The organism is Psychrobacter sp. PSi21, from assembly GCF_054960615.1.
Map to the genome: position 1 here is coordinate 1 of NZ_JBHNYR010000016.1, position 25,663 is coordinate 25,663.

A 25,663-nucleotide genomic window follows, 5' to 3' on the forward strand; every position below is an offset into this window, starting at 1 on the left:
CATCGCGGGGTTTTTTATATCGATGACCACTTTTATAATGTGCTAAAAGCATGATGAATACGGTGCAGCCCCTCCGTCAATACGGATCTAGGACAGGCCACATTTAGGCGCATTTTTAAGTGCCCTTCCTCGCCATATTTTATCCCCGCGTTTAGCTCCACTTTTGCCGCACGCAGCACATCATACAGCTGCTGATCATCTTGGCTATACGCTGAGCAATCGATCCAAATCAGATACGACGCTTCAGGGCGCATGACTTTGATACTGGGCAAATGCGTTGCTAAAAAGTCTAGCGTAAATGCAATATTGTCCTCGATATAGGCCAAGGCGTGCGTGAGCCACTCGCCGCCCTCGTTATACGCGCTCTGCATCGCTGCATACGCAAATAAATTGAGCTCATACTCATCATTTAACTGCTGCTGTTGACTGATTTTTTCGATTAAACCCTTATCTTTAGCAAAAATCATCGAGCCTTTGATACCCGCGATATTAAAGGTTTTGGTCATCGATGTCAGGCTGACCACCTTGTGCTCATAGCCTTGTGCCACTGTTAAAAACGGCGTGAACGTGTGACCGCGCAAGGTCAAATCCTGATGAATCTCATCACTGACTATTGCCACATCATGCTTTTTGCAAATAGCAAATACGGCTGCTAGCTCATCCCGCGTCCATACGCGCCCGCCCGGATTGTGCGGATTGCAGAGCAAATACAGCTTCACATCGTGCTGGATAATCTTAGCTTCCATATCAGCCAAATCCAGATGATATTTGCCCTCGCTCTCTTTAAGGTTTGAGGTCACCAGCGTTCGTCCGTTTTGCGCGACCTTACTCATAAATGGCTTATAAATCGGATCATTGACCAGTACCGCGCCCCCGACTTCGGTAAAGACGTTCATCATTAAAGCTAGGCTTGGCACCACCCCTGGTGAAAACAAGATATTATTTTGATTCAGCGCCAAATCATAGCGACTGCCATGCCAGTTAATAATCGCCTCATACAGCGCCGCGGTGGGCTTGGTATAGCCCAGTATGCCGTGCTGCAAAGCTTGCTCAATTGCATTTAAAATTGGCGGCGCGGCCTTAAAGTCCATATCTGCCACCCACAGCGGGATCGTGTCATCGTCATAATGCCACTTGAGCGACCCTGTACTGCGTCGGTCGATGACTTCATCAAAGTTATAGATCACCCGCACCCCCCTTCATTTAAAATAATGGTTCAGGGTACAACAGGAATGGCGTCATCAACAATCGCTTTATACAGGATATATAAAGTCGCTATATGATTATCAAAATCACACCTATTTCGTCCCTTTTAAAACCTGATACTATTGGCTGATAGTGGTATACACTCAAGACATCAATCAAGGAGATCGATGATGACGACAGAACAAAAGCCGCGTAAAGGCACACGAACATACGTCTTGACCAAATCCGCTATCGATAACACACCTGAGACCCGCCATGTGCATCAGTTCAATGAGCACGCTATTCGCCATACGGTGTCGCTCAGTGACATCGCGGGTCTGACCAAGGTTGGCTTGCATCTGGTGCGGGTGGCAGCAGGCAATGAGACAACGACCCATCACTATCATGAGGAGTCTGATGAGTTCATTTATATGCTGTCGGGTGAGTTGTCACTGCGCTATGGCGATGAGCAGTATGTGCTAAAGGCTGGCGACTTTGCGGCGTTCCCTGCGCATGGCGTGGCGCACTCGATGCGCAATGATAGTGATGCGTACGCGACTTATTTGATGGGTGGCAGCCGACCTGATATTGATATTACCCTGTATCCAGAGATCGACCGTAAGATGTATAAGATCCATGGCAAAAAAGAGTATGTGGATTTGGAAGATTTGGGTGAGGTATAAACTATGTAATGGCAGAAAGTAGCCAATCCTGCCATCCGCTATTATCTGCTTATCTAGGCGTGGCGAGGCTACGGTTTGGGTCATTCCTGTTTGGTCACGATACTGCCCCAAAACCTAGCCTTCGCAACACGCCTATCCAAGCAGGATAGCCGATACTGTCAGGGCTAAAACGCGACTTCGTAGCAACCTTTATAGAAAAAGTAAGATTGTACTTAATCAAAAATAAAGTTTTCCACGTCATTCAAAGCATCGTTTCTATTAGTTAAAATTAGTTTTTTAATATGTTCAATTAACTCAAAGCTCCATTCTCCATAACGCGAACCACCCATACGACAAACTAGACTTTTCTCAAAATCGTCCAACTCTTCAAGCATTATAGCTTGCTTATCGTTTAAGACTAATTCAAAAAAATCTGTTTCTTCATAAGTAAAATCATGAGAATGATGTTTGTTATTCAAATAAATAATTTGACTGTAACAATCGTATTTTTTGATTAGATAGTATAGGAAATGAGAGTTTTCATTGTGTGTGAACCCTATTTCCTTTTTCCCTCTATCTTTTACCTCTTCAACTTGACTGAAGAACACTGAAATTAGGGTTATTTTATTATGTATATTTGCAATATCTAGCGGTTTTGACTCTAGAATTTTATTAATCTTTGGAAGTATCCAATTGTCTTCTATTATTTCTTTGTTCATAGAAAATGCCATATCAACAACATTATCTGAATAATATCGTCCGCACACACGTTCAAAAACCTGTTGTTTAACTGCATGATGCACTATGTAATATGCGGTAAAATATTCTTGAAATGAGCGATGAGTAAAGCAATAATTTAAGCCATCTCGCATTAGAAGAGGCACATTATTCAGCAACTCTAATTTCAAATCTTTGTAACTTACTTCAGATTTTAGATGTATTAGGCATTTTCCTAATAGTGTATTAATTTCATTTTCTGTCACTTCAAACATCTGTTTGCTATAAGTAAATAGACTAAATAAAGCGAAAATATTCCTTAACTCATACATATCTAAGTTTGTTAAGCTTTTTCTTAAAAATCCTTGCTTAGATACATCATGTTTATTGAATAATGCCTGATAGGCTAAGTCATAAAATATATAAGCCCTATCAGGAATACTTCCAAATTGCTCATAAGTTACAAGCATAATTGTGAGCAAGAGCGGGTTACTAGAAAATCCTTCCTGCTTATGAAAAAGACTATTTTGTAACGCTAAGATGAATCTTGCTTTTACATCTTCATCGTAAACTAGCTTTCTTATTACCTCTATGGCTTGAGGCAAGATTAGAGGCTGAATATGAGCGACGTTATATAGCGACCAATCAGAGAATAGATTGTATTCTGGTCTTGATGAAACTAGGATGATAAGATTTGGATACTTATCTGCTAAGTTATTAATTTCTTTCGTGAACCTATCCTTTAAATCATGGTTCACTTCATCAAAACCATCTAAAAATACTATTGTCCTTTCTCTATCAAGTAAATAGTTCAAATTATCTTTATTAAATTTTTCGTTATATATTGCTATATCTGTCCTGAGCGTTTCGAAAATAGAGTCGTTAGTCTCATTCACTTTTCTAAGTTCTAGGAATAAAGGCAGTAGATTACTCTTATCTCTTATTACACTTATAAACATACTCTTCAGAAGACAGGATTTTCCTGAGCCTGCTGTGGCACTAACTACCATTTTTTTATTTTGTAAGAGTGAATTAAAAAAAGTTTCCTGTGAGCAGAGTTTACCTCCTAAACGAATAAACTGCGCGACATAAATTTCATCAAGTTCAACTACTTGTGAGGAAAAAAAAGCCATTTTGACTTTAGAAAGGCTGCTTCGCTTAGCTTCTAAGTAGTCACTCAACGCAAAGTTGTATTTGGTAGCGAACTTTTGATAATCCTTACCAATAAAATTAGTAACAAACTGACTAACCTCTACAAAGACATCTCTAATTTCTTTGACACTTCCTGTAGTTTCAATACCCATATCAACCTACCTATTCCAACTCTAATTATCTACCGAAATCTGTTTGTTAATATTAGGGCTTAATATTAGAAAACCTATACTTAACGCCCTTTAAACTCAGCCTCCCTTCTCTCAACCATCGCCATCACACCCTCTTTCGCATCTTCTGAATGAAACAGTGGCGGCAGATAACTATGGATATTAGCCAGTGCCGTCGCTGCCCCATTGCGGCTGGCATCTTGCGCGGAAGATAGCGCGCCTCTGACGCCCAGCGGCGCGGCTTGACAGATTTCTTGTGCCAGCGTCAATGCACGCTCATATTCAGTGCCATTTGCCACCACCTCACTGACCAAGTTCAGTCGATCAGCCGTCTGCGCATCGAACGCTTTACCCGTAAGCAGATACGGCATGGCTTTTTGCCAGCCTGCCGCCGCGACAAACCGTACCGTCGCCCCGCCAAATGGCATGATGCCGCGCTGGACTTCCATTTGCGCAAAGTTGCAGTTGTCACTGGCGATGACCACGTCACAGTTGAGCATCAGCTCGATAGCCACGGTAAAGCATGTGCCTTTGACCGCCACCACCACAGCTTTGGTACGCAGGCGTCCGCTAATGCCCCACGGGTCAATGTGGTTGTCATCAAACTCAAATACACCATCACCCAGCTTGTCTTGCAGCTCGACCAGATCAAGCCCAGCGGTGAAATGATCGCCATGCGCAAAGATAAGCGCGCAGCGTAAATGCTCATCGTCTTCATATTGAGTCAACGCATCAGATAATTGGGTGATCATATGACTGTCAAAGGCATTGCGTTTGTTGGCGCGGTTGAGCCCGATCAGGCAGATAGTGCCGTCCGTGTCATACGTGATGCGCTTGTCTTGGTGGTCACTGTCCGTCGTCATGGTACTGTCCTTGTAAAATTCAGATTATTGTTATAAGTGTAGTCATTAGTGCACTTTTTTAATATAGACATCCTTACGCGATAACACAAGTAAGAGAACTGACGCGAATAAATCGCACACCGATAAAAGTTGACCTCATTTGCGATAAGTGCAACTATGATTCGGACTGGGTGACGTATCAAGGTATAGAGGGTTTTATGGAGTTTTGGCACGGGTTTTTGTTGATCACCAGCGTTCATTTGCTAGCGGCGGCCTCACCAGGGCCGGATTTTGTCTTGGTTTCACAGCAGACCTTAGCTAAGGGTCGCCGTACTGGGTTGATTTGTAGTTTGGGGATTACGTTAGGGCTGTCGGTGCATATCATCTATTCGGTGTTGGGGCTGGCGACAGTGATTGCCCACTCGCAGCCGCTATTGACCGCGATCAAATGGCTGGGCGGCGGTTATTTGATCTATCTGGGATGGCAAGGCATTCAGGCCAAACCCAAACAGCCAGCAGAAGTAGCAACGCAAGAGCGTGCGCCCGTGGATACGTCCGCTAGAAATACCAGCTCAGCCGCCACCACATCAGCCACCTTGCGCCGTGGGTTTTTCTGTAATGTCTTTAACCCAAAAGCGCCTGTGTATTTTGTGGCGATTTTTACCCTCGTCCTGTCGCCAGACATACCGCTTTGGCAATTGGCCATCTACGGTGTCTGGATGATGGTGCTACAGATGGCGTGGTTTAGCACGGTGGTGATGCTGCTCTCTATCCCTGCGATTCACCGCCGCTTTCAGCGTTTTGAGCATTGGATCGACCGCGTGCTGGGGTCGGCGATGATTGTATTGGGACTCAACCTGATCTTGCGCCATCGATAGGGTATCGATAACTCATTTGTCAGCATTGAAATCTGCTACACTGCTGACTTATAACCATATATCGTAGCCTAATATTATGACCAGCAAGCCCATGACCCGTAATCCTGCCAACAGCAAACACAGAAACCGATCGCCTGCGACTGCCAAAAAACTCGGTAAGCTGCATCCGCGCAATCCGCACCAAGGTCGTTACGACTTTGCCGTATTGACCCGCGCCTTGCCCGAGCTGGCTGAGCACACCATCACCAACCCAAAAGGCGAGCCGACGATTAATTTTTCGGATCATCAAGCGGTTCGTGTGCTCAATAAAGCACTGCTGGCACACTATTACGGCGTTAAATTTTGGGATATTCCTGATGGTTATCTGTGTCCGCCGATTCCTGGACGTGCCGATTATATTCACTATATTGCGGACTTACTGGCGCAGACCACGCATGTCAATGCCGACAACACACCGCCGACGGGTAAAGAGATTCACGCCCTTGATATCGGTACAGGTGCCAGTGCCATCTATCCGATCGTCGGCAGTCAAAGCTACGGCTGGCGCTTTACCGCGAGCGATATTGATCCGATTTCAGTCAATACGGCTGCCCTTATTTGTGATGCCAATCCCAAGCTAAAAAGTGCGGTCAAAGTTAAGCTGCAACCTGAGCCTAAGTTCATCTTTAAAAATATCATCGGTCGTCAAGATTACTTCGATGTGGTGGTGTGTAACCCGCCGTTTCACGCGTCATTAGAAGAGGCGATGGAAGCCAACAGCCGCAAACAGCACAACCTACAACGTCATCGCGGTAAAAACGAAAGCGAGCAAATCAGCCGTCATTCAACCAAGTCGGGCAATGCGGCGCAAAACCTAAACTTCGGTGGTCAGCACAAGGAGCTATGGAGCGAAGGCGGCGAGATTGCATTCCTTACCAAGATGGCAAAAGAAAGCCAACAATTTGCAGAGCATGTCGGCTGGTTCACGACGTTGGTGTCAAAGTCTGAAAACGTGAAACCTTTGCAGCTGCTCTTAAAGCAGCTCAATGTCGCACAAATGCGTATCATTGAGATGAGCCAAGGGCAAAAAAGCACCCGCGTGCTGGCGTGGCGCTTTGATACCGACGAAGCATAATTTTTATATACTCTGAATTTTGTTTCACGTGAAACAAAAAAGCACCGCTTTGACCATCGAAGCGGTGCTTTTTATTAGAAAATAGCTTGAAGCAAAAGAAATGATTAAGGCGGTGTCCCTATTTTAAAAATGGTGATAAACGTTTGAATGAGGGACACGCCCTAGCCAAAGAACATCACTTTTATACCAATCGCAATCAGCACCACGCCGCCCAATGCCTCAACCTTATCCTCCAGAAACGTGCCAGAACGGCGGCCCAGATACACCCCAAGCCAACCAAATACCGCGGTTACGACCCCGATAATCAAACAGGCAAGCCACGCATTTAACGCCAATAAATTGAGCGTAAATCCTGCTGCCATGGCATCGATACTGGTGGCAATGGCGAGGGTAAACATGGTGCGGTGATTAATGACACTACCACCTACCTCAATGTCATCCTCGTCATCATCGCCGCTGAACACTTCGTACAACATCTTGCCGCCCAGCGCGATCAAGATAGTACCGCCGATCCACGGCGCCGCCGCTGCCAACCAGCCTAGAAGCGCCGCTCCCAACAAGTACCCGATGAGTGGCATCACGCCCTGCGCAACCCCAAAGTATAACGCGGCATAAATAGCCAAACGGCGTACATATTGCTGGCTGTGTCTTTGCGACTTTGCGCCAAGGCCGATGGATACCGCAAACGCATCCATCGCGAGCGCAATCGCTAATAATATGACTTCGATCATTTGATTTCCACAAATTATGACTGCTTATCAATAGCAATCTGGACATACAAGTTTCACGTGAAACAAAAAAATACCGCCTCAGTGATAGATGCGGTATTTTTAACACTGATGCAGCAGTCACCAACTAGATGTCTAGGTTCGATACTGTCAGGGCGTTTTCTTCAATAAAGGCGCGGCGCGGCTCCACATGGTCACCCATGAGGCAGGTAAACAGATGATCAGCGGCGATGGCATCTTCGATAGTGACGCGCAGCATACGGCGATTTTCAGGATCCATGGTCGTATCCCACAGCTGGTCGGCATTCATCTCACCCAGACCTTTGTAACGCTGAATGGCCAGACCACGGCGCGCATCAAGCATCATCTGTTGCCACAGATAATCAAAGTCACGTATTGGCATGTCTTTGCTGCCACTGCTGCTCTCACGGCGGATAAAGGCGCTGTCCGTGAGCAGGCTGTTCCACTCAGCAGACAGACGCAGCAGACGCGCGTATTCTCCTGAGTTGATAAAGCTGGCATCCAGCAAGTAATGATGCGCCAATTGATGCACATAAATGGTCACACGCGGCAGCCACTGCGCTTTGCTTGAGAGCAGCTCACTGCTTGGCGCGGCCTCTACCTGCGGGGGCATGCCCAAAAGGTCTTGCGCCGCTGCATCCATATTTTCGTTTTGCGGGGCATGGATGTTAACCAGCTCAATCTCAGGACGCAGTTCAGGGGCAAAATGGGTCAGCTGGGTTTGTAGCGTCTCTTTCCATGCCTGCATCGCATCCGCGTCATACGTCATGTCCGTTGACAGCTTTGGCGTGTGCGTCAACGCATCCAGCATCACGGCAGGATAGCGAATCTGCAAACGCGCTTTGATCAGCTGGGTTTGGTTATAGTCATTGAGTAAGGCTTCGAGCGCTTGACCTGTAATGGCAGGCGCATCTTCGCTGACATGCAGCTGCGTGTTGTCAATGGTCGATGACAACAGATACGCTTTTAGCGCCTCATCGTCTTTTAGATAGAGCTCTTGGCGACCTTTTTTGACCTTGTATAGCGGCGGCTGGGCAATATACACATAGCCACGCTCGATCAACTCAGGCGTTTGACGGAAGAAAAAGGTCAGCAGCAAGGTGCGAATGTGCGAGCCATCCACATCGGCATCGGTCATGATGATGATTTTGTGATAACGCACCTTATCAGGGTTGTACTCATCAGGGCCAATACCGCAGCCAAGTGCGGTGATGAGCGTACCCACTTCTGCTGAAGACAACATCTTGTCAAAGCGCGCACGCTCAACGTTTAGGATTTTACCTTTTAGTGGCAAGATGGCCTGCGTTTTACGGCTACGGCCTTGTTTGGCTGAGCCGCCTGCTGAGTCACCCTCCACGATATACAGCTCAGAGAGTGCGGGGTCTTTTTCTTGGCAATCGGCCAATTTACCCGGCAAGCCTGCGATGTCCAGCGTGGTCTTACGGCGGGTCATCTCACGCGCCTTACGGGCCGCATCACGGGCGCGTGCGGCATCGATGATTTTGCCTGCGATGGATTTACTGGCGCTAGGATTCTCAAGCAAAAAGTCATTAAATTTATCATGCATCGCCGACTCAACCGCCGACTTGACCTCGCTTGAGACCAGCTTGTCTTTGGTTTGGCTTGAGAACTTAGGATCAGGCACTTTGACCGAAACAATGGCGGTGAGGCCTTCACGCGCGTCATCACCACTGACCGCGACTTTCTCTTTTTTAAATAAGTTTTCACGATCCATATAGCTGTTCAAGCAGCGGGTAAGTGCTGAACGAAAGCCTGATAAATGCGTACCGCCATCACGCTGAGGGATATTGTTGGTAAAGCAGTAGACTTTTTCGTTATAAGTGTCTGACCACTGTAGGGCCACTTCGACCCCGATGCCGTCTTCTTGGCTACTGGTAAAGTGAAACACCTCATTGATACTGTCTTTGCCTGCATTGATGTAGCTGACAAATTCCGATAGACCACCTTTGTGCTCAAACTCATGGCGCTTATCAATGCGCTCATCGGTTAGCACAATACGCACACCAGAGTTCAAAAATGACAACTCACGTAGGCGCTTGGCCAAGATATCATAATCAAATACAGTGCCCGTGAACACATCACTGCTCGGATAAAAGCGGATTTGTGTGCCAGTCTGTTCAGTGGCTTCTAGCTGTTCAATATCGTGATCTGGCACACCATCAGTATACGTTTGCTGATAGTGATAGCCTTCGCGCCAAATGTTCATTTCCAGCTTTTTTGATAGGGCATTGACCACTGAGACCCCAACGCCGTGTAGACCGCCTGAGACTTTATAGCTGTTGTCATCAAACTTACCGCCTGCATGCAAGACAGTCATAATCACCTGAGCCGCTGATACGCCCTCTTCAGGATGAATATCAACGGGTACGCCGCGGCCATTATCCATTACGCTGACTGACTCATCCTCATGGATGATGATGTCAATTTGATCACAGTGGCCAGCGAGTGCTTCATCGATAGAGTTATCCACCACCTCAAACACCATATGGTGCAGGCCTGTACCGTCATCGGTATCACCGATATACATGCCCGGGCGTACCCGCACCGCTTCGAGTCCGCGTAGGACGCGAATGTCTTTAGAGCTATAATCAGATGGCAATACGCCTTCAGGAGCGATGGTCTGCGCCATGCTATCGGCGGTCAGCATCTCATTATCCGTAGGTAGTGACTCATTCATGTGCATTCCTTAATTAAGCCATCCTCATCCAGCAAAAACGCGCACGCCCTACTTATACTGGTGGGCAAGCATCATAGTGTTGTCTATCAAGCCTCTCATAGGCTTATTTAATCGGCGCACGCAGCAAAAAATACGGCCGAGTCGCCGTCATCTTGTCGCATACTGCTACTGTGATCGTTGCTAAAAGCATCATAAAATAAAAGCGAGAAATAAAACGCTTTATTTTCAAATACTTAAAATAGAAATACGATAGGCTCGCAGTCGATAAAATAACCAGACAATCTGCTGAAAATTGGACAAAAACAAAGCTGTATTTTAGCATTTTTTTGGCTTTAAGTCACTGTTTACTGGGCAGTTTATGGTGACCGCTGAGCCGACTGGATAAGGCCAGCAGCACTTGTAGATTTGTACCAAATCATAGCGAGATTTAACCATTTTCAGGCCATTTAGAAACCTTCGTTCAAATTGAGCACACGCCCTAGATAGATAAACCTAAAAAACCGTAGATGGCGTATTAGGGAGGAGATATCGCGCCATGTTTCACATGAAACACATTAGGCTCTGACCAATACTTCTTGATCAATGGCAAAATATCATCGGTCAAACTGGTCATCATAATTTGGCAAGGCAGCTGCGCGAGTGTCGACAACAAGATCTCAATCGCTCGGGTATCAAGCTCGGCGGTCAAGTCATCCAGCAAAACCACTGGCGTGGCATTAGCACGAGTATTGACCAGCCGTTGATCTGCACCGTCCGCATTCAGCAATAGTGGCAGCTGTGACAAGCGCAGCGCAGTGATCAAAAGCTTTTTTTCGCCGCGTGACAGCACATTAGCGGCTTGCTCTTTTAGCGTAGGTAGCGATGCGGCTTGAGTGTGCGCTGATGCGTTATCAGCATCACTAGAGGCAGTGTTATTTTTTGCCGCGTTTGAACGCCAATGTACATGAATATCGGCGCGGTGACTGCCGATACGGGTATAACCCAATTGCAAATCCTGCATCAGACGCGCCTCAAGCTGCTCATCTAACGGAATACTGGTATCGTAGCCAGCGTGGTAGCTTAAACTGATCTGCTCTGCATAGGCAGGCAGTAATTCAGCAATACAGCGCTCAAAATAAGGCTGCCATGCAGCAAACAAATGCGAGCGGTAATGGTGGATCAGATCCGCATGATTTGCCAAACCACTATCCCATGACTTTAACTCGGCGCGCTCAGCAGTGCTTAACTGCTTGGTTTTTTTTAACAAACTGTTGCGCTGCTTGAGAAGTCGCTGATACGCCATCCACTGCGGATGAAAACCTTGTTTCATGTGAAACACCAACCAATCTAACAGCTGACGACGGCTGGCACTGCCTTGCTCCAGCATGTCCATCGATGACGGATCGATAAGCAAGGTTGGCAACTGCTCGGTGAGCATACTTTGGTTATAGACTGTGGATTGGTCGAGACGCAGTACCGTGGTGGCATCAATCTGCTTTTGAATCGCCAGCGTACTACCATCATGTAAGCGGGCATGAACAACAGCCGCTTGCTCATGATGCTGGATATAGCGCTTGGGCTGATGATGGCGAAAGCTTTTGCCACGTGACAACAAAAAAATGGCTTCAAGAAAGGAGGTTTTACCACTACCATTGGCACCGATAAATACATTGCAGGCTGCGGTTTGCAGATCAAGATGACTCAGATTGCGTAGATGCGAGACCTGCAGACGTTCGATCATAATATTCACACAATCTAAGAGAGATAAAAAAGCAGCGCAGCATAACTGAGACGTTGTTATCTATTTTTGTCTACCACGCATGCAAATAGAGGCGATTAGGGCTTGTCCCTATTTTAAAAATAGTGATAAACGTTTAGATTAGGGAGAAGCCTTAGATGCGCATCGGCATAATAACGTACTGGTGCAGCTCATCCCCCAGCTGATTGACAAGCACAGAGGCATTAGATTGGCTCATATGCATCTGTATATCACCTTGGGTAACACTAAGCACATCTTGCAAGTAAGCGGCGTTAAATGACAGCTCCATAGGCTCACCTTGATATTTCACTTGCAACATCTCTACCGCTTCGTCTTGCTCTGCATTGTTGGCACGTATTTCAACCATACCATCATTAGCAAAATTAAAAATCACGCCACGAGATTTTTCATTGCTCAAAATGATCACGCGAGTCAAAACATCACTTAGCTTTTGCTGATTGAGTAAAGACACCTTGTCATTACTATTTGGTATCACACGGCGATAGTCTGGAAACTTACCATCGATAAGGCGTGCTGTCAGCGTTATCAATAAAGTATCATCTAATTGAATATTGTTATCAAAATCACCAAAAGCGATGCTAACTTGCAAGAATTCACGTCCAAATTTTAGATGTATCTGACTATCAACAACGCCTTGATGTTTTCTTTTCTTTACCTCAGCTTCAACCAGTTTTTCAATCGTTTCTAACAATCTTTGCAACTCTAAGACAGCTTTGCGTGGCAAAATTGCTTGCATGTTTAGATCTTTATTAATATCCACAGCACTACGCGCCAAAGCAAGCCTGTGACCATCGGTCGCAACCGTCGTTAACTTTTGGTCCGACACATCAAACAGCATACCCGTCAGATAATAACGCACATCTTGAATGGCCATCGCAAACTGAGTTTTTTGAATCAAATCTGTCAAACGGCTACGACTGATATTTAGCGCCGTGATGTTTTCAGGATTGCCTAAACTTGGATAGTCCTGACTTGGTAACGTACCTAACGTAAAGCGGCTTTTACCACTGGTGAGCAAGCAGCGCTCATTGTCTTGAGTTGTTAAGGTGATTTGAGCTTGTGCTGGTAGCGACTTGCAAATATCTTTTAACTTTATCGCAGGCAGGGTAGTGCTACCCGCTTGCACACAGGCACCAGCAGGTAGCTGTAAGGTAGAGGTCAGCTCAACCTCCAAATCTGACGCTGTCAGTACCAATACTGACTCAGACAGTTGCAGCTTGATATTACCCAAAATTACCATATTGTGCCGCTTATCGGCAGCCTTGGCGATCAAATTGATGGCTTTAAGTAGTGACTCTCGATTAATCGATAATTGCATACTGGATTACTCTTATTTGAATAACACTTAGGTATATATGGGCTGTCAATAAGCTTACTGAAGCCCTTTTTGCAGCGGCACAAAGGATCATATTATAAACCATTTTGACTGCTTAAACATCTCACAACCACAATCAGCTAAGCTGCTTGTAACATCAGCGACAAAGCCTTGTAATCTTTGTCAAACGAAGGGTCAGCTGCACGCAGCTGTGCCACTTTATCACACGCATGCATCACTGTTGTGTGATCACGACCACCGAATGATTGACCAATATCAGGATAACTATCACCAGTCAGCTCTCGAGCTAAGGCCATGGCTATTTGACGCGGACGCGCAATGCTACGCGTTCGTTTTCGGCCCATAATATCTTTTACCGTCACATCATAATATTCAGCGACTATCTTACGAATGTTATCCATATTTACCGCCTGCACGCGCATGGCGACAATGTCTTTTAAAGCGTATTGCACCATCTCAAGGGTGATGGGCGCACCTGTTAGATTGGCATTGGCAAATACTTGATTAAGCGCTCCTTCTAGGCGTCTGACATTAGATACCACGTTTTGCGCGATAAACAACGCACAGTCTTTAGGCAATGCCATACCATACCATGCCGCTTTTTTTTGCAAGATTTGCACTCGCGTATCAATCTCAGGAGGGTCGACAGCAACTGTTAACCCCCAAGAAAAGCGAGACCTAAAGCGTTCATCAAACTCTGTCATTTGTGAGGGATGGCGATCAGAGGCTAAAATCAGTTGTTTATCACCACTGGTGAAATCTGCAAACAATGTTAAGAATTCATTACTACTTTTGGTTTTTCCTGCCAATACATGAATATCATCAACAATTAATAAATCCACTTTTTTTATTTTCTTTTTAAAATCTTCTATTTTATTATTTCTTAATGAATAAACTAATTGATTAATAAATTTTTCAGAAGTGAAATAATAAAAACTTCTATTTGATTTTAAATAACGATGTGCAACAGAATGCATCAAATGGGTTTTGCCCAAACCTGAAGGTCCGTAAATAAACAGCGGGTTGTGACGATTTTTTGACTGGCGTTTACCAAGCTCGTAGCAGGCTTTATAGGCTAGATTATTGGACTTGCCAGTGACAAACGTTTCAAAGGTAAAGTCAGGATTGAGATAACTCAGCGACTTGGTATCAGCGGCATCGGCAAGAGAGGCTTGCAAAAAATCATCAGAGATATTCTTCTTAGAATCAATAGCTTGCATATTAGAAACTGTAGGCACAGTCGGGGTAGGGGAGGGGTTCTCTTCAAACAACGAGACCGAACGCTCCGAGGTACTCTCGCTGATCGGAGCATGTTGACCCACGTTATCGACGCGAACCAATACCTCTTCAATAGAACCTTGACCGTGTTTTGCTACCAGCTGCTCAATATCATACAAATGGTTTTTTTTGATATAAGAAACAAAGTAATCATTGGGGGCTCGCACCACTAGCGTGCTGCCCTCTTGATGTGCTGACAAAGGACGAAGCCACATCGTGAAGACGTTGTCTTTGACTTGATAACGCAAGTCGTTGAGACATTTATCCCAAATGGTTGCCGTGTCGATCATGGAGTGTATGAACCTCTTTACCTAAAGTGATTGATATCTCGCTTATACAGACGCTACAGCGATCTTTTACTCACCAAAAATGCAATATTACTGAGTTGTCTCTAGCAAAATAGCCTGTATCAGGCTGGGCGCTAATTTAACACAAATAGGCTGTGGATAACATCTAATTTTTTGGGGATAACCTTGTGGATAGATTTGGTGACAAGTAGAAACTGCGAGTTATCCATATTTCATACACAGGTTATCCACAGGGTTACCCATAGATCAAAATGTTGATTTATATATAAAAAATAGACTTAACCCCAGATTTTACCCTCCCCAATAACAACAATACTTATATATATATTAATAATAATTATTATAGAGCAGACCAATTTCTGTGGATAACTTATCAAGCAAAACCTATTTTTTAAGAAAATTACTGCTCAGTAAGACTACGCTCTGGTCTCTATTTTACATTTACTGACTTTTAGATTCTGCATGAATAGTTCATTGACCAGTATATGATGAAATGATATAATTCTCCGTTATTGCCAATTCAGTCCATTATTTAGATAGGTGAGTTATGAAACGTACATTCCAGCCAAGCGTGATCAAACGCAAGCGTACTCACGGTTTCCGTGCTCGTATGGCAACTAAGAAAGGCCGTCAAGTTTTGGCTCGTCGCCGTGCTAAAGGTCGTCATCGTCTTACCGTCTAATATCATTAATCGGTAACACACGATAGCCATGGCGCTTATTGATTATCAACTGATATGTTTGAAGATAAGCAAAAACAGTTACTATCAATACACTGCCATATAAAAAAGCGCCCATTCAGGCGCTTTTTTTATTGCTATATTTTACTTATATATCATATGCTTATCATTAACCGCCATTATCAGGTGCTGTCATGTCTCATGTCTCTTCATCTCAATTTACCAAGGCTCAGCGTTTACTGACGCCTGCCGCTTTTCGCTATGTGTTTGATGCGCCTGAACGTAAGCTACATCAAAGCCATTTAATGGCCTTTGTACGTACCAATGATGCCCATCAAGCACGAGTGGGCATGGCCATTACCAAGCGTAAGGTGCCAACGGCGGTTGAACGCAACCGCATTAAACGGCAAATCCGCGAGCAGTTTAGAAAAAAATCAGAAAAATTAGAAAATAAAGATATAATTTTTATTATTAAAAAATTTAATAAAGAATTTTCAAACTTAGAAATAAAAAATGAAATAAATAAAATTTTTAAAAAAATAGAAAAAAAATAATATGAATTTTATATTAAAATCAATAAACAATTTTTTTTATAAATTAATTTTAAGTATTGTTTATTTCTACCAAAAGGTTATCAGCCCAATTTTACCAGCACGTTGTCGCTATTATCCAACCTGCTCACATTATGGGCAGCAAGCCATAAAGTGGCATGGCGTTTGGCGAGGCAGTTGGCTTTTACTTAAACGTCTTGGTCGCTGTCATCCACTGGGTGGCAACGGCATAGACTTTGTGCCGTTGCCCTTAGCGACTTACCGCTATCAATATCTTCCTCAGACTGCTTTGTTGCCCGCAGCTATCAATTTTTATCCATATGTCTACCGAGATGGCCACAGCTACGTCGCTCGCTTAAACGCTTGGATGGCAACAAGATAAGTTCGTCTATACAGTGCTGCGTAGCTTATCTGTGCTGTTGGTATCATTCGAAGTGGTTTTTTAGTAAAATGATGACCATTTTATGTAAATGATTGCACCTGTTAGGGCTACTTATATAAGTAGCCGTAGGGTGGCAGTCAGAATACATGCCCTAACTTCTCACTCTAGGAAAGGTTTATGCAAAAGATATTTCGGGTGATGATCCTCATTGCGATGGGCATCACCGCTTATCTGCTGATTTTGGCGTGGCGAGATGATTATGTGAATGTACCAGTAGTCAACGCAACACCAGAGATGGCCACGACAGTGGGTGCAGATATTCCATCTACCACAGGTACTGCGGGTGACATTCCAGCCTCAACCTCATCTGGCAATACCGTGATGGCACCAACAGCACCTGCTAAAGATGCTGGTTTGATTACGGTCACGACTGATCGCTACGATATCAAAATCAACCCAGAAGGCGGTGATATTGTCTATGCTGCGTTGAAGAAATATGATGCCACGCTCAATAGCGATGAGCCTTTTGTATTGCTAGAGAACAATAGCAATCGGGTCTATGTGGCGCAGTCAGGTTTGATCGGTCCTAACGGTATCGATACCGCTGCAGGTCGTGCCAATTACAGCCATAGTGCCAACAGCTATACGATGAAAGATGGTCAGCAGACATTATCAGTACCGCTGACTTATCAAAAAGATGGCGTGACTATCACTAAGACCTTCACCTTTACTCACGATAAATATCCTATCGATATCAGCTATCAGATTCAAAACCGCTCTGATCAGCCGTGGCAAGGTCAGATGTTTGCTCAGCTCAAACGTGATGACAGTAAAGACCCTGGTATGTCTAACAAAGGCGCGCTCAGCATGGCGACTTACTTGGGCGGCGCATGGGGCACACCAGACGATCCATACAATAAGCTGAAATTTAAAGACTTTAGTGATGGTGAACTGACGGCGTCTAGTGACAAAGGCTGGGTGGGTGTTGTTCAGCATTATTTTGTTTCTGCATGGACACCTGATAACTTCACGGGTAAGTTCTTTAGCCGTGAGACCAATGGCGACTACTTTATTGGCTTTAACAGCCAGCCGATCAATGTGGCAGCCAACAAGCAGATGACGCTTGATGCGACATTGTATGCAGGGCCAAAAGTACAGTCAGACTTAAAAGAAGTGGCCGTTGGTCTGAACAAAACGGTCGATTACGGTCTGTTATGGCCGATCTCAAAAGTCTTGTTTGCACTGCTTGAAGGCATCCATAAAGTCCTTGGCAACTGGGGCTGGTCCATTATCATGCTCACCATCTTGGTGAAAATTGCGCTGATGTGGTTCTCTAACAAGAGCTACTACTCAATGGCGAAGATGCGTGCGATTGCGCCACGTTTGCAAGCGCTTAAAGAAGAGCATGGCGACGATCGTATGAAGATGTCGCAAGAGATGATGGCGATCTACAAAGAAGAAAAAGTCAATCCAATGGCGGGTTGTTTGCCTATTTTGATGCAGATGCCCATCTTCTTAGCATTATACTGGGTATTGGTTGAGAGTATTGAACTGCGCCATGCCCCTTGGATTTTTTGGATTCATGATTTGTCAGCGATGGATTCTGCGTTCATTTTGCCAGCGCTAATGGGTGTATCTATGTTTGTGCAGCAGCAGCTCAACCCGCAGCCAACTGATCCGATGCAAGCAAAAGTGATGAAGTTTTTGCCGATCATCTTTACCGCTTTCATGTTGTTCTTCCCAGCAGGTCTAGTGCTGTACTGGACAGTGAACAACTTGTTCAGTATGACGCAGCAGTACATCGTCAACAAAAAGGTACAAGAAGAGCAAAAACGTCGCACAGTAAAAGTATTAGACTGATTTACCAGATAATGTATTAAAACAACCATCGCTTCGGCGGTGGTTTTTTTATGGCGTCAGAATAGCAAGTTGTATCCAGTCAAAAGCAAAACCAGATTCTTTGTAGTAGCAGTCGTGTACTATCAGATAAAGTTTATTTTGTCAGTGCTGTTATAGGTGTCTATAATGAAGCCCTGAGTCATTTAATACGATAGTGAGAGAGATTGTGGATTTTGTTAATGCAGCGGCCATGCCGACTGATGCGGCGCATGGCACGTCTGGGATGAGCACCATAGCTGCAATCGCCACCCCACTAGGACGCGGTGGTGTGGGTATCATACGTCTGTCAGGCGCTAAGGCATATGCGATTGCTTGCCTACTGACAAAAAAGCGCGAATTTACGCCGCGTTTGGCCAGCTTTTGCCGTTTTTATAATGCTGATGGTAGTGTCATCGATGAAGGATTGGTGTTGTATTTTAACGCGCCGCATTCCTTTACGGGTGAAGATGTGATCGAGCTACAAGGTCACGGCGGCGTGATTTTACAAAATCTGCTGTTAGCACGGACATTTGAGCTGGGTGCGCGGCAGGCAGGCGCGGGCGAATTTTCTTATCGCGCTTTTGATAATGATAAGCTAGATTTGGTGCAGGCTGAGGCGATAGCTGACGCCATTGATGCCACCAGTGCCGCCGCCGCCAGCAGTGCGATTCGCTCTTTAAGCGGTGAGTTTTCGGTCAAAATCAATGCCTTGCTAGAGCAGCTGATTCATTTACGCTTGCATGTAGAGGCGGCTATTGACTTTCCTGACGAAGAGGACGTTGATTTTTTATCCGATGGCGTGATTTTAGCCAAACTTGAACACACACAGACGCAAATTCAGCAGGTACTGGCAACAGCAAAACAGGGCCAACTATTGCGCGATGGTATTCATGTGGTGCTTGCAGGCAGACCCAATGCTGGTAAATCAAGCTTGCTGAACCGTCTGGCAGGACAGGAGCGTGCGATTGTCACCAATGTGGCAGGGACAACGCGGGATACCTTGCAAGAGACAGTGGTGCTGGGCGGCTTGACCCTACACCTAACCGACACGGCAGGGCTACGCGATACTGAGGATACCGTGGAACGTATTGGTATAGAACGTGCGCGTACAGCCATCACGCAAGCGGATATCTTGCTACTGGTTTATGATGTGACGCGTGATTTGGCTGGTGATGGTAACCCGTTAGAGCTGGCAAAACAGCTTTTTGGCACGCTGCCTGATGCCAAGCGCTTGCTATTAATTGCTAATAAAAGTGACTTACTAGACAGCGCATCGCAAAGCGCAGTACATGTCGAGCGTGAAGGCTACGATCAGGTAAATGTTTCATGTGAAACAAGCACTGGCCTTGATACGTTAACAACAGTGTTGTGCGATAAAGTAGGTTTTCACCCTCCTGAAAACAGCTTGATCGCACGAACTCGGCATTTGGACGCCCTTAGACGCACTGCCGAACATTTGCAAGATGCGCATGAGCAGCTGGTTATTTTCGCTGCAGGCGAGCTGGTGGCAGAGAGCCTACGCCAAGCGCAGCAAAGCTTGGGCGAGATTACAGGCGAATTCAGTGCTGATGATTTATTGGGTAAAATATTTGGCAGCTTTTGTATTGGTAAATAGGTGATGAGTACGATTATATCCAGTCTGCCATGACTATGTTATGACCGCCACGCTACCCACCACATGATGCGCGAACACAAGGAAGAAGGTATGCACTGTCCTTACTGCAATGCTTCAGAGACCAAAGTTATCGACTCACGCTTAGCGGCCGACGGCGCGCAGGTACGTCGTCGCCGTTCCTGTAGCAGCTGCCAAGAGCGCTTTACGACCTTTGAGATGGTCGAGGTGGTGATGCCAAGAATCATCAAATCAAGTGGCAAAATCGAGCCTTATGACAATGAAAAGTTGCGCCGCTCGATTTTATTACCATTACAAAAACGCCCCATTACCTTGGATGAGCAAGAGGCCATGATCAGCCGCGTGGAAAAACGGGTACGGCAGATGGGCGAGCGAGAAATTGACAGCAAAGTACTGGGGGAGATCATCATGAGCGAGCTTAAAGCCTTAGATGATGTCGCTTATGTTCGTTTTGCCAGCGTTTATCGTGACTTTCAAGATATCGATGCGTTTCATCAAGAAATTGCCAATATTCGCCCTACCGAAAAAAATAACAGCTAAGGCTATGTCCCTACGTTGTGACTGTTAAAAAATTTTGGAAATTTTGTTATGGCACTATCAACTCAAGCGATCCATGCGCAAGATGTGTATTTTATGGCGCTGGCCATTGAGCAGGCAAAACATGGCCTGTATACCACCCGCCCCAACCCTGCTGTGGGCTGCGTGGTGGTGCAGTCAGAGGCAGTAGTGGGAGCAGGCTTTCACCCACAGGCAGGTCAGCCGCACGCTGAGGTGTTCGCGCTTAGCGATGCTGGTGTGCAGGCCGTAGGCGCGACCGCTTATGTGACGCTAGAACCATGCAGCCATACAGGGCGTACGCCGCCATGTGCCAAAGCATTGATTACAGCAGGCATTGCGCGCGTGGTTATTGCAGGTCTGGATCCCAACCCGCAGGTAGCAGGACGCGGCGTACAACTGTTGCAGCAAGCGGGCATTGAGGTCAAGGTCGGTGTATTGACCGAAGAGGCCGAGGCACTCAATGAAGGCTTTTTAAAAGCGATGCGTATAGGTTTGCCGTACGTGCGGCTAAAGATTGCCACCAGCCTTGATGGCCGTACGGCGATGGCAACAGGGGAATCAAAATGGATCACCTCAGCAGCAGCGCGTGATGATGTCCAAGCGCTGCGTGCGCGTAGCGGTGCTATCATCACTGGTAGCCAAACCGTCATCGACGACAACCCCCAACTGACGGTACGCACCACGCAGCTTGGTATTCCTCTTGAACAGATACCGCAGCCTATGGTGGTCGTGCTCGATCGCCGTATGCGCTTAGCGCTTGATGCAGAGTCGACTTATCAACTTTGTCGCCGTTCAGATACCCTATTTTGGCGCAACGATGATGTGTTAACGTTATTAACAACGTTGGTCAGCGACTATCAATGTTTTGATGTGTTGGTAGAAGCAGGAGCTGGCGTAGCAGGTCACTTTTTAAGTCAGCAATTGGTCGATGAGTTGATTGTGTATCAAGCACCGTGTTTGTTGGGTGCGGCGGCACGCGCTATGGCCGATTTTAACCCGCTGTCTCTGGCGCAGCAGCTTCGCTTTGCCTTTCAATCGCATGAGCGCATGGGTACGGATATGAAACTGACGTTGATCCCTTTATAGGTTTATCTCTAGGGACACGCCCTAGACAAAAAACAACCTACAAACCATTTATCCCCAGTATTGTGAGCTATGCTGCGACTGAGGATAACCACAAAACGGATCAAAAGGTTTCACATGGAACTGTGTATAACTTTACCTTGTTAAGGTTTCACATGGAACATACTGTTGGCTAATAAAATATCAAATACGATTAAAAATATATTAAAAACATGTGCTTAACATGATTTTCAATCGTTCTATTTAATGGGCTATATGATATAAATGGGTTGTGGATAACTCATTAAATAATACTTATCTGGGCAGTTTTGACGATCAATAACGTAAGTTATCCACAGCTTATCCCACAATACAACAAAACGAGGTGGTTATGTTTACAGGTATTATCGAGAGTACTGGGCGGGTCAAATCTATGCAGCCTGTTGGCGGTGATATCCGCTTGATCATTGAGTCAGACGATTTGGACTTTAGTGATGTCGCATTAGGAGACTCTATTGCTTCTAATGGTATTTGCCTGACAGTGGTAGCATTTGGTAGCAACCATTATGCCGTTGATGTTTCACGTGAAACTATAAAACATACGGCACTTGATACTCTAAAAACAGGCGATGTGGTCAACCTAGAAAAAGCCATGTTGCCAACCACTCGCTTTGGTGGTCATATTGTCGCAGGCCACGTGGATGGTGTGGGCACAGTACGTCAGCTACAAAAAGACGCGCGTTCTATATATATCGAAATCGAAATACCAGAAACGATTGCACACTATACGGCGACCAAAGGTTCTATTACTGTCGATGGCATCAGCCTGACCACCAATTTGGTGCGGGACAATATTGTCTGTCTCAACATCATCCCGCATACCGCGCAGGTGACCAATATCGCGCAGCATTGGTTGGTGGGCAATAAGGTTAATATTGAAGTAGACATCGTTGCCCGCTACCTAGAGCGACTGTTGACCAAATCGCATAATTTGCCTACTGATAACAGTAAAGCCGCTTCAATCACCGAAACCTTTTTGGCAGACAATGGGTTTATGAAATAAATCAGTAACTAGTCATCAAGGCTGATGTTTTGATGCTAGTGATTCATTGAGTAATGAATTGCTGCAGTGCTGCTTCAAGCTTGGCCTTGTTAATAGGCTTGGTCAAAAAACCATCCATCCCTGCGGCAAAACAAGCGGCGCAGTCATCATCGCTATCGTTTGCAGTCAGCGCAACGATAGTGATGTCATCACCAGACGCCCGAATCGCCATAGTGGCCTCCAAGCCATCCATCACAGGCATGCGGCAATCCATCAAAATCAGCGCAATGTCTGCACGCTGCACGCTCAATACGCTTAGTGCTTGCTGGCCATCTTCTGCCACGGTGCTGCGATAGCCCAATTTGCTGAGCAATTTACAAGTGATTTTTTGGTTGGTTAAGTTGTCTTCTACTACCAGCACTAGCTTGGATGGTTCTGCATCTGACGTTGTTTCTGATACTGTTTTAGGTAAGGTATCTTGGCTGTCAGAGGTTACAGCGACTTCTTTTTGATTGTTTGTCTCACTACCTAACGTAGATTCTGTTGGTGCTACGGTATGCGCTGTGTTCGACGCTGTTAAGCGCGCCAGCTCTGATAGTAGCAGCGTAATGTCTAAGGGTTTGGTCAAAAAGCTGTCAAACTGCTGTAGTAGGGTGGAGGGAATACCGCGTTCAGGCTTCATGCTGAGCAGTATTTTGGGTACGTGCGCTTGTTGCAATAAAGTATCCAAATCATGCGTGACATTGGCAATGGGTAAGGCTGGTAGGTCACTATCATGGGGGGCATGAATGATATGCTGCGCGCTGTGTTTGACATAATATTCATAGTCGAGCAGTAAGACGGGCATATGTTTATCTGACGAGCGTGTGAGCTGAGCGGTAATCTCATGCTGCGCGCCGCCAGTAAAGTCTGTATAGACATGAGCGCGAATTTGCAGGTGTGCACACAACGCTTGTAAGTAATGACGGCTGATGGCGTGGTGGACGATCGCAATCAGTTCAATACGCGAAAAATCGGCGCGAGAGTGGTATACCGGCTGATAAGTGGGTGATTCACAAGGCAAGTACAGATGAAAAGTGCTCCCTGTTTTCACTTGGCTATCAAGCTGCATAAAGCCGCCCAACAACTGAGCAAAGCTATTGGAGATGGCTAGACCCAGTCCTGTCCCACCAAATTGTCCGCCTATGCGTGTGTTGGCTTGGTTAAAATACGCAAACAGTTGGCTTTGTTCGGCTTGATTGATGCCAATGCCTGTATCTTGTATTTCAAAATGCAACCATGTGTCATGTAGACGGGTGGTCTTTTGCAGCCACTTCTGATGACCAGACTCTAGCGCTGCGATCTGATCGGTTGCAATCACTTGCTGCATTTGAGCATTGTCTAGGGTTTTTATGATCAAGGCCACATAGCCTTTACGGGTAAATTTGATGGCGTTGTCTAACAAGTTTAATAAAATCTGCCGCAAGCGGTTGCTGTCCGTACAGATATAACGTGGGCAGTTTGGCATAAAAAAATACAATAGCTCAATACCTTGACGCCGTGCATTGCCAATCATCAAATCCGTAGCTTGTCGACTGGTGTCAAAGACATCAACAGGTTCACTGACGATATCAACCTTACCTGCTTCAATTTTGGCCATATCCAGCATGTCATTGAGCATGGTCAGCATAAACTGACTGGACTCGGTGAGAATGGTCATAATCTCTTTTTCTTTGTCCGACAGCCCGTCTACCTCGATCAAATCTAATGTACCGATAATGGCATTGAGTGGAGTGCGCAGCTCGTGACCCATGACCGACTTTAAGCGCGTCATTGCTGACAACTGCTGACTCAGTTGCTGGTTTTGCTGCTCGATATGATGATTTTCGGTGATCAGTTTTTGTACGTTACTAAAGATGGCCGTGAAACCATGTACTTGTCCATGCTCGCCAAACCAAGGTGTGATATGTAGATGATAGGCTTGCTTGTCCTCTATTCCGGTAACCAGTAAGGTACGAACCACGCGCTGTGCATTTATTTTTTGTAGTTGCTGCTGCACTGTTTTGTCACTACCGACCACAAAGTCGGTCAGGGTATAGTTGGCATTACGCTGAATGGTAGTGGCAAACACATGCTCAAAGCGCTGATTGAAAAAACTGATCTGACCCAAGCGCGTGACCATCAGCATGGGTAGTGGCGAGCGTTCAACCAATCGCTCTAGGCGGTGGTTAAGATTTTTGATACGTCGTTGTTTGCTGTGCAGCTGGTAACTGATACGACTTAATGAGTGACCTAAACGTAAAAACTCAGATGTATTGCCTGCCTCTTCAAAAGGTGTGGGGGCATAATGGTCTTTTTCGGTGGTGGTAATGGCCTCTGCATAGCGCAGTAGCTTTTGCCAATCATTACGGCGTTTTAGTAAATACAAGGAGGCAATCACAAAGAGAATAATGGCCGCCATAAGCGGTGTCCATACCTGATAGGCAGTCCACTCTATATGTACTGGTCGATGATTCATTATCGCGTACATCTGCTGATCATTGGGTAGGTTCAGATGACCGATAAGGTAGTGACGGCTCACTTGATAGGCACTGCCAGCATTTTTTGGCTGAGTGGTGAGAACTGGAAAACTAACGGTGGCGAAATCATGATCACCCTCTCGTACATGGCGATACACGGCTGTTTCACCAGAAGGCATCATCATTACCAATTGATAGCTGATGTCCTGAAAAAACGGCCGATCAAGTATGGCATTGATGTCATCATCGGTTGGAATCCCCGTTTCTGTCAGTTCATGAATCAGGGCCTGAAAAATAATCTGACTGTACTCTTGACTATGAGACTTGAGTGTCAACAGCATCATGGAGTAATACAAGACCAGCATCACCAGCAAGGTCAAGGCATAAAAAGAAAGTAAGCGTTTTAGTGATTGATACTGTTGCATGGATAAAAATCCTATATCTACACGTCTTAAATATTACTCTGATCGTACTGATAGGTTCAGGTGATTTGTTGTCACGGATGATTCTGCGCTATGGCCACGTAGCCACA

20 protein-coding genes are annotated in these 25,663 nt (G+C 45.6%); 11 read left to right on the forward strand and 9 right to left on the reverse strand.

The genetic code is table 11. The features are described 5' to 3' along the window. Positions 1 to 32 precede the first annotated feature (32 nt). Positions 33 to 1,193 (reverse strand): MalY/PatB family protein, encoded by a 1,161-nt coding sequence (locus ACFI32_RS11165; protein ID WP_462626668.1) that lies wholly within the window; start codon positions 1,191 to 1,193, stop codon positions 33 to 35. 183 nt (positions 1,194 to 1,376) lie between these two features. Here ACFI32_RS11165 and ACFI32_RS11170 point away from each other — a divergent pair, with 183 nt between their 5' ends. Beyond that, positions 1,377 to 1,868, forward strand: a complete 492-nt coding sequence (locus tag ACFI32_RS11170; RefSeq protein ID WP_462626669.1) for a cupin domain-containing protein — start codon at positions 1,377 to 1,379, stop codon at positions 1,866 to 1,868. A 212-nt stretch (positions 1,869 to 2,080) separates the two neighbouring features. Here the strand turns inward: ACFI32_RS11170 and ACFI32_RS11175 are convergent, their stop codons facing one another. Then, positions 2,081 to 3,868: an NACHT domain-containing protein gene (locus ACFI32_RS11175; RefSeq protein ID WP_462626670.1), complete on the reverse strand. Its 1,788-nt coding sequence runs from the start codon at positions 3,866 to 3,868 to the stop codon at positions 2,081 to 2,083. Between the two features lie 80 nt (positions 3,869 to 3,948). Beyond that, the gene (locus ACFI32_RS11180; RefSeq protein ID WP_462626671.1) at positions 3,949 to 4,749 is read right to left on the reverse strand and encodes a crotonase/enoyl-CoA hydratase family protein; all 801 of its coding nucleotides are present in this window, start codon (positions 4,747 to 4,749) and stop codon (positions 3,949 to 3,951) included. Between the two features lie 197 nt (positions 4,750 to 4,946). Here ACFI32_RS11180 and ACFI32_RS11185 point away from each other — a divergent pair, with 197 nt between their 5' ends. Continuing rightward, positions 4,947 to 5,606 carry a LysE family translocator gene (locus ACFI32_RS11185; RefSeq protein WP_462626672.1) on the forward strand — a complete coding sequence of 220 codons (660 nt, stop codon included), beginning with the start codon at positions 4,947 to 4,949 and terminating at the stop codon, positions 5,604 to 5,606. A 76-nt stretch (positions 5,607 to 5,682) separates the two neighbouring features. Further along, positions 5,683 to 6,720: a 23S rRNA (adenine(1618)-N(6))-methyltransferase RlmF gene (rlmF, locus tag ACFI32_RS11190; RefSeq protein WP_462626673.1), complete on the forward strand. Its 1,038-nt coding sequence runs from the start codon at positions 5,683 to 5,685 to the stop codon at positions 6,718 to 6,720. 161 nt (positions 6,721 to 6,881) lie between these two features. Here the strand turns inward: rlmF and ACFI32_RS11195 are convergent, their stop codons facing one another. The 5 genes from ACFI32_RS11195 to dnaA all read right to left on the reverse strand — a co-directional run bounded on the left by ACFI32_RS11195 (position 6,882) and on the right by dnaA (position 14,830). Beyond that, on the reverse strand, positions 6,882 to 7,451 hold the full coding sequence (locus ACFI32_RS11195; protein ID WP_462626674.1) for a manganese efflux pump MntP: 570 nt from the start codon (positions 7,449 to 7,451) through the stop codon (positions 6,882 to 6,884). 124 nt (positions 7,452 to 7,575) lie between these two features. Next, on the reverse strand, positions 7,576 to 10,137 hold the full coding sequence (gyrB, locus tag ACFI32_RS11200; protein WP_462626734.1) for a DNA topoisomerase (ATP-hydrolyzing) subunit B: 2,562 nt from the start codon (positions 10,135 to 10,137) through the stop codon (positions 7,576 to 7,578). A gap of 544 nt (positions 10,138 to 10,681) precedes the next feature. Then, entirely contained in the window at positions 10,682 to 11,887 is a 1,206-nt protein-coding gene (gene recF / locus ACFI32_RS11205; protein ID WP_462626675.1) for a DNA replication/repair protein RecF, read from the reverse strand. A gap of 151 nt (positions 11,888 to 12,038) precedes the next feature. Then, entirely contained in the window at positions 12,039 to 13,244 is a 1,206-nt protein-coding gene (gene dnaN / locus ACFI32_RS11210; protein ID WP_462626676.1) for a DNA polymerase III subunit beta, read from the reverse strand. A 137-nt stretch (positions 13,245 to 13,381) separates the two neighbouring features. Continuing rightward, positions 13,382 to 14,830, reverse strand: coding sequence for a chromosomal replication initiator protein DnaA (gene dnaA / locus ACFI32_RS11215; protein ID WP_462626677.1), 1,449 nt, complete (start codon positions 14,828 to 14,830; stop codon positions 13,382 to 13,384). 565 nt (positions 14,831 to 15,395) lie between these two features. Here dnaA and rpmH point away from each other — a divergent pair. The 8 genes from rpmH to ACFI32_RS11255 all read left to right on the forward strand — a co-directional run bounded on the left by rpmH (position 15,396) and on the right by ACFI32_RS11255 (position 22,654). Beyond that, positions 15,396 to 15,530 (forward strand): 50S ribosomal protein L34, encoded by a 135-nt coding sequence (rpmH, locus tag ACFI32_RS11220; RefSeq protein ID WP_007394757.1) that lies wholly within the window; start codon positions 15,396 to 15,398, stop codon positions 15,528 to 15,530. Between the two features lie 191 nt (positions 15,531 to 15,721). Next, a complete protein-coding gene (gene rnpA / locus ACFI32_RS11225; RefSeq protein ID WP_462626678.1) occupies positions 15,722 to 16,081 on the forward strand; it encodes a ribonuclease P protein component in 360 nt (119 codons plus the stop codon). A gap of 1 nt (position 16,082) precedes the next feature. Then, the gene (gene yidD / locus ACFI32_RS11230; protein ID WP_462626679.1) at positions 16,083 to 16,460 is read left to right on the forward strand and encodes a membrane protein insertion efficiency factor YidD; all 378 of its coding nucleotides are present in this window, start codon (positions 16,083 to 16,085) and stop codon (positions 16,458 to 16,460) included. 177 nt (positions 16,461 to 16,637) lie between these two features. Then, on the forward strand, positions 16,638 to 18,320 hold the full coding sequence (gene yidC, locus ACFI32_RS11235; protein WP_462626680.1) for a membrane protein insertase YidC: 1,683 nt from the start codon (positions 16,638 to 16,640) through the stop codon (positions 18,318 to 18,320). Positions 18,321 to 18,549: 229 nt separating this feature from the next. Then, entirely contained in the window at positions 18,550 to 19,953 is a 1,404-nt protein-coding gene (gene mnmE, locus ACFI32_RS11240; RefSeq protein WP_462626735.1) for a tRNA uridine-5-carboxymethylaminomethyl(34) synthesis GTPase MnmE, read from the forward strand. Between the two features lie 90 nt (positions 19,954 to 20,043). Next, positions 20,044 to 20,511 (forward strand): transcriptional regulator NrdR, encoded by a 468-nt coding sequence (gene nrdR / locus ACFI32_RS11245; protein ID WP_462626681.1) that lies wholly within the window; start codon positions 20,044 to 20,046, stop codon positions 20,509 to 20,511. A gap of 48 nt (positions 20,512 to 20,559) precedes the next feature. Continuing rightward, entirely contained in the window at positions 20,560 to 21,615 is a 1,056-nt protein-coding gene (gene ribD / locus ACFI32_RS11250; RefSeq protein ID WP_462626682.1) for a bifunctional diaminohydroxyphosphoribosylaminopyrimidine deaminase/5-amino-6-(5-phosphoribosylamino)uracil reductase RibD, read from the forward strand. Between the two features lie 367 nt (positions 21,616 to 21,982). Further along, the gene (locus ACFI32_RS11255; RefSeq protein ID WP_462626683.1) at positions 21,983 to 22,654 is read left to right on the forward strand and encodes a riboflavin synthase; all 672 of its coding nucleotides are present in this window, start codon (positions 21,983 to 21,985) and stop codon (positions 22,652 to 22,654) included. 43 nt (positions 22,655 to 22,697) lie between these two features. Here ACFI32_RS11255 and ACFI32_RS11260 read toward each other — a convergent pair whose 3' ends face one another. Next, a complete protein-coding gene (locus ACFI32_RS11260; RefSeq protein ID WP_462626684.1) occupies positions 22,698 to 25,556 on the reverse strand; it encodes a response regulator in 2,859 nt (952 codons plus the stop codon). Positions 25,557 to 25,663: the final 107 nt, after the last annotated feature.

Bases quoted from the DNA above. Each gene is read 5' to 3' on its own strand.
- ACFI32_RS11170 (WP_462626669.1), top strand. From the start codon at position 1,377: ATGACGACAGAACAAAAGCCGCGTAAAGGCACACGAACATACGTCTTG.
- ACFI32_RS11175 (WP_462626670.1), bottom strand. From the start codon at position 3,868: ATGGGTATTGAAACTACAGGAAGTGTCAAAGAAATTAGAGATGTCTTT.
- ACFI32_RS11180 (WP_462626671.1), bottom strand. From the start codon at position 4,749: ATGACGACGGACAGTGACCACCAAGACAAGCGCATCACGTATGACACG.
- ACFI32_RS11185 (WP_462626672.1), top strand. From the start codon at position 4,947: ATGGAGTTTTGGCACGGGTTTTTGTTGATCACCAGCGTTCATTTGCTA.
- rlmF (WP_462626673.1), top strand. From the start codon at position 5,683: ATGACCAGCAAGCCCATGACCCGTAATCCTGCCAACAGCAAACACAGA.
- ACFI32_RS11195 (WP_462626674.1), bottom strand. From the start codon at position 7,451: ATGATCGAAGTCATATTATTAGCGATTGCGCTCGCGATGGATGCGTTT.
- gyrB (WP_462626734.1), bottom strand. From the start codon at position 10,137: ATGCTGACCGCCGATAGCATGGCGCAGACCATCGCTCCTGAAGGCGTA.
- recF (WP_462626675.1), bottom strand. From the start codon at position 11,887: ATGATCGAACGTCTGCAGGTCTCGCATCTACGCAATCTGAGTCATCTT.
- dnaN (WP_462626676.1), bottom strand. From the start codon at position 13,244: ATGCAATTATCGATTAATCGAGAGTCACTACTTAAAGCCATCAATTTG.
- dnaA (WP_462626677.1), bottom strand. From the start codon at position 14,830: ATGATCGACACGGCAACCATTTGGGATAAATGTCTCAACGACTTGCGT.
- rpmH (WP_007394757.1), top strand. From the start codon at position 15,396: ATGAAACGTACATTCCAGCCAAGCGTGATCAAACGCAAGCGTACTCAC.
- rnpA (WP_462626678.1), top strand. From the start codon at position 15,722: ATGTCTCATGTCTCTTCATCTCAATTTACCAAGGCTCAGCGTTTACTG.
- yidD (WP_462626679.1), top strand. From the start codon at position 16,083: ATGAATTTTATATTAAAATCAATAAACAATTTTTTTTATAAATTAATT.
- yidC (WP_462626680.1), top strand. From the start codon at position 16,638: ATGCAAAAGATATTTCGGGTGATGATCCTCATTGCGATGGGCATCACC.
- mnmE (WP_462626735.1), top strand. From the start codon at position 18,550: ATGCCGACTGATGCGGCGCATGGCACGTCTGGGATGAGCACCATAGCT.
- nrdR (WP_462626681.1), top strand. From the start codon at position 20,044: ATGCACTGTCCTTACTGCAATGCTTCAGAGACCAAAGTTATCGACTCA.
- ribD (WP_462626682.1), top strand. From the start codon at position 20,560: ATGGCACTATCAACTCAAGCGATCCATGCGCAAGATGTGTATTTTATG.
- ACFI32_RS11255 (WP_462626683.1), top strand. From the start codon at position 21,983: ATGTTTACAGGTATTATCGAGAGTACTGGGCGGGTCAAATCTATGCAG.
- ACFI32_RS11260 (WP_462626684.1), bottom strand. From the start codon at position 25,556: ATGCAACAGTATCAATCACTAAAACGCTTACTTTCTTTTTATGCCTTG.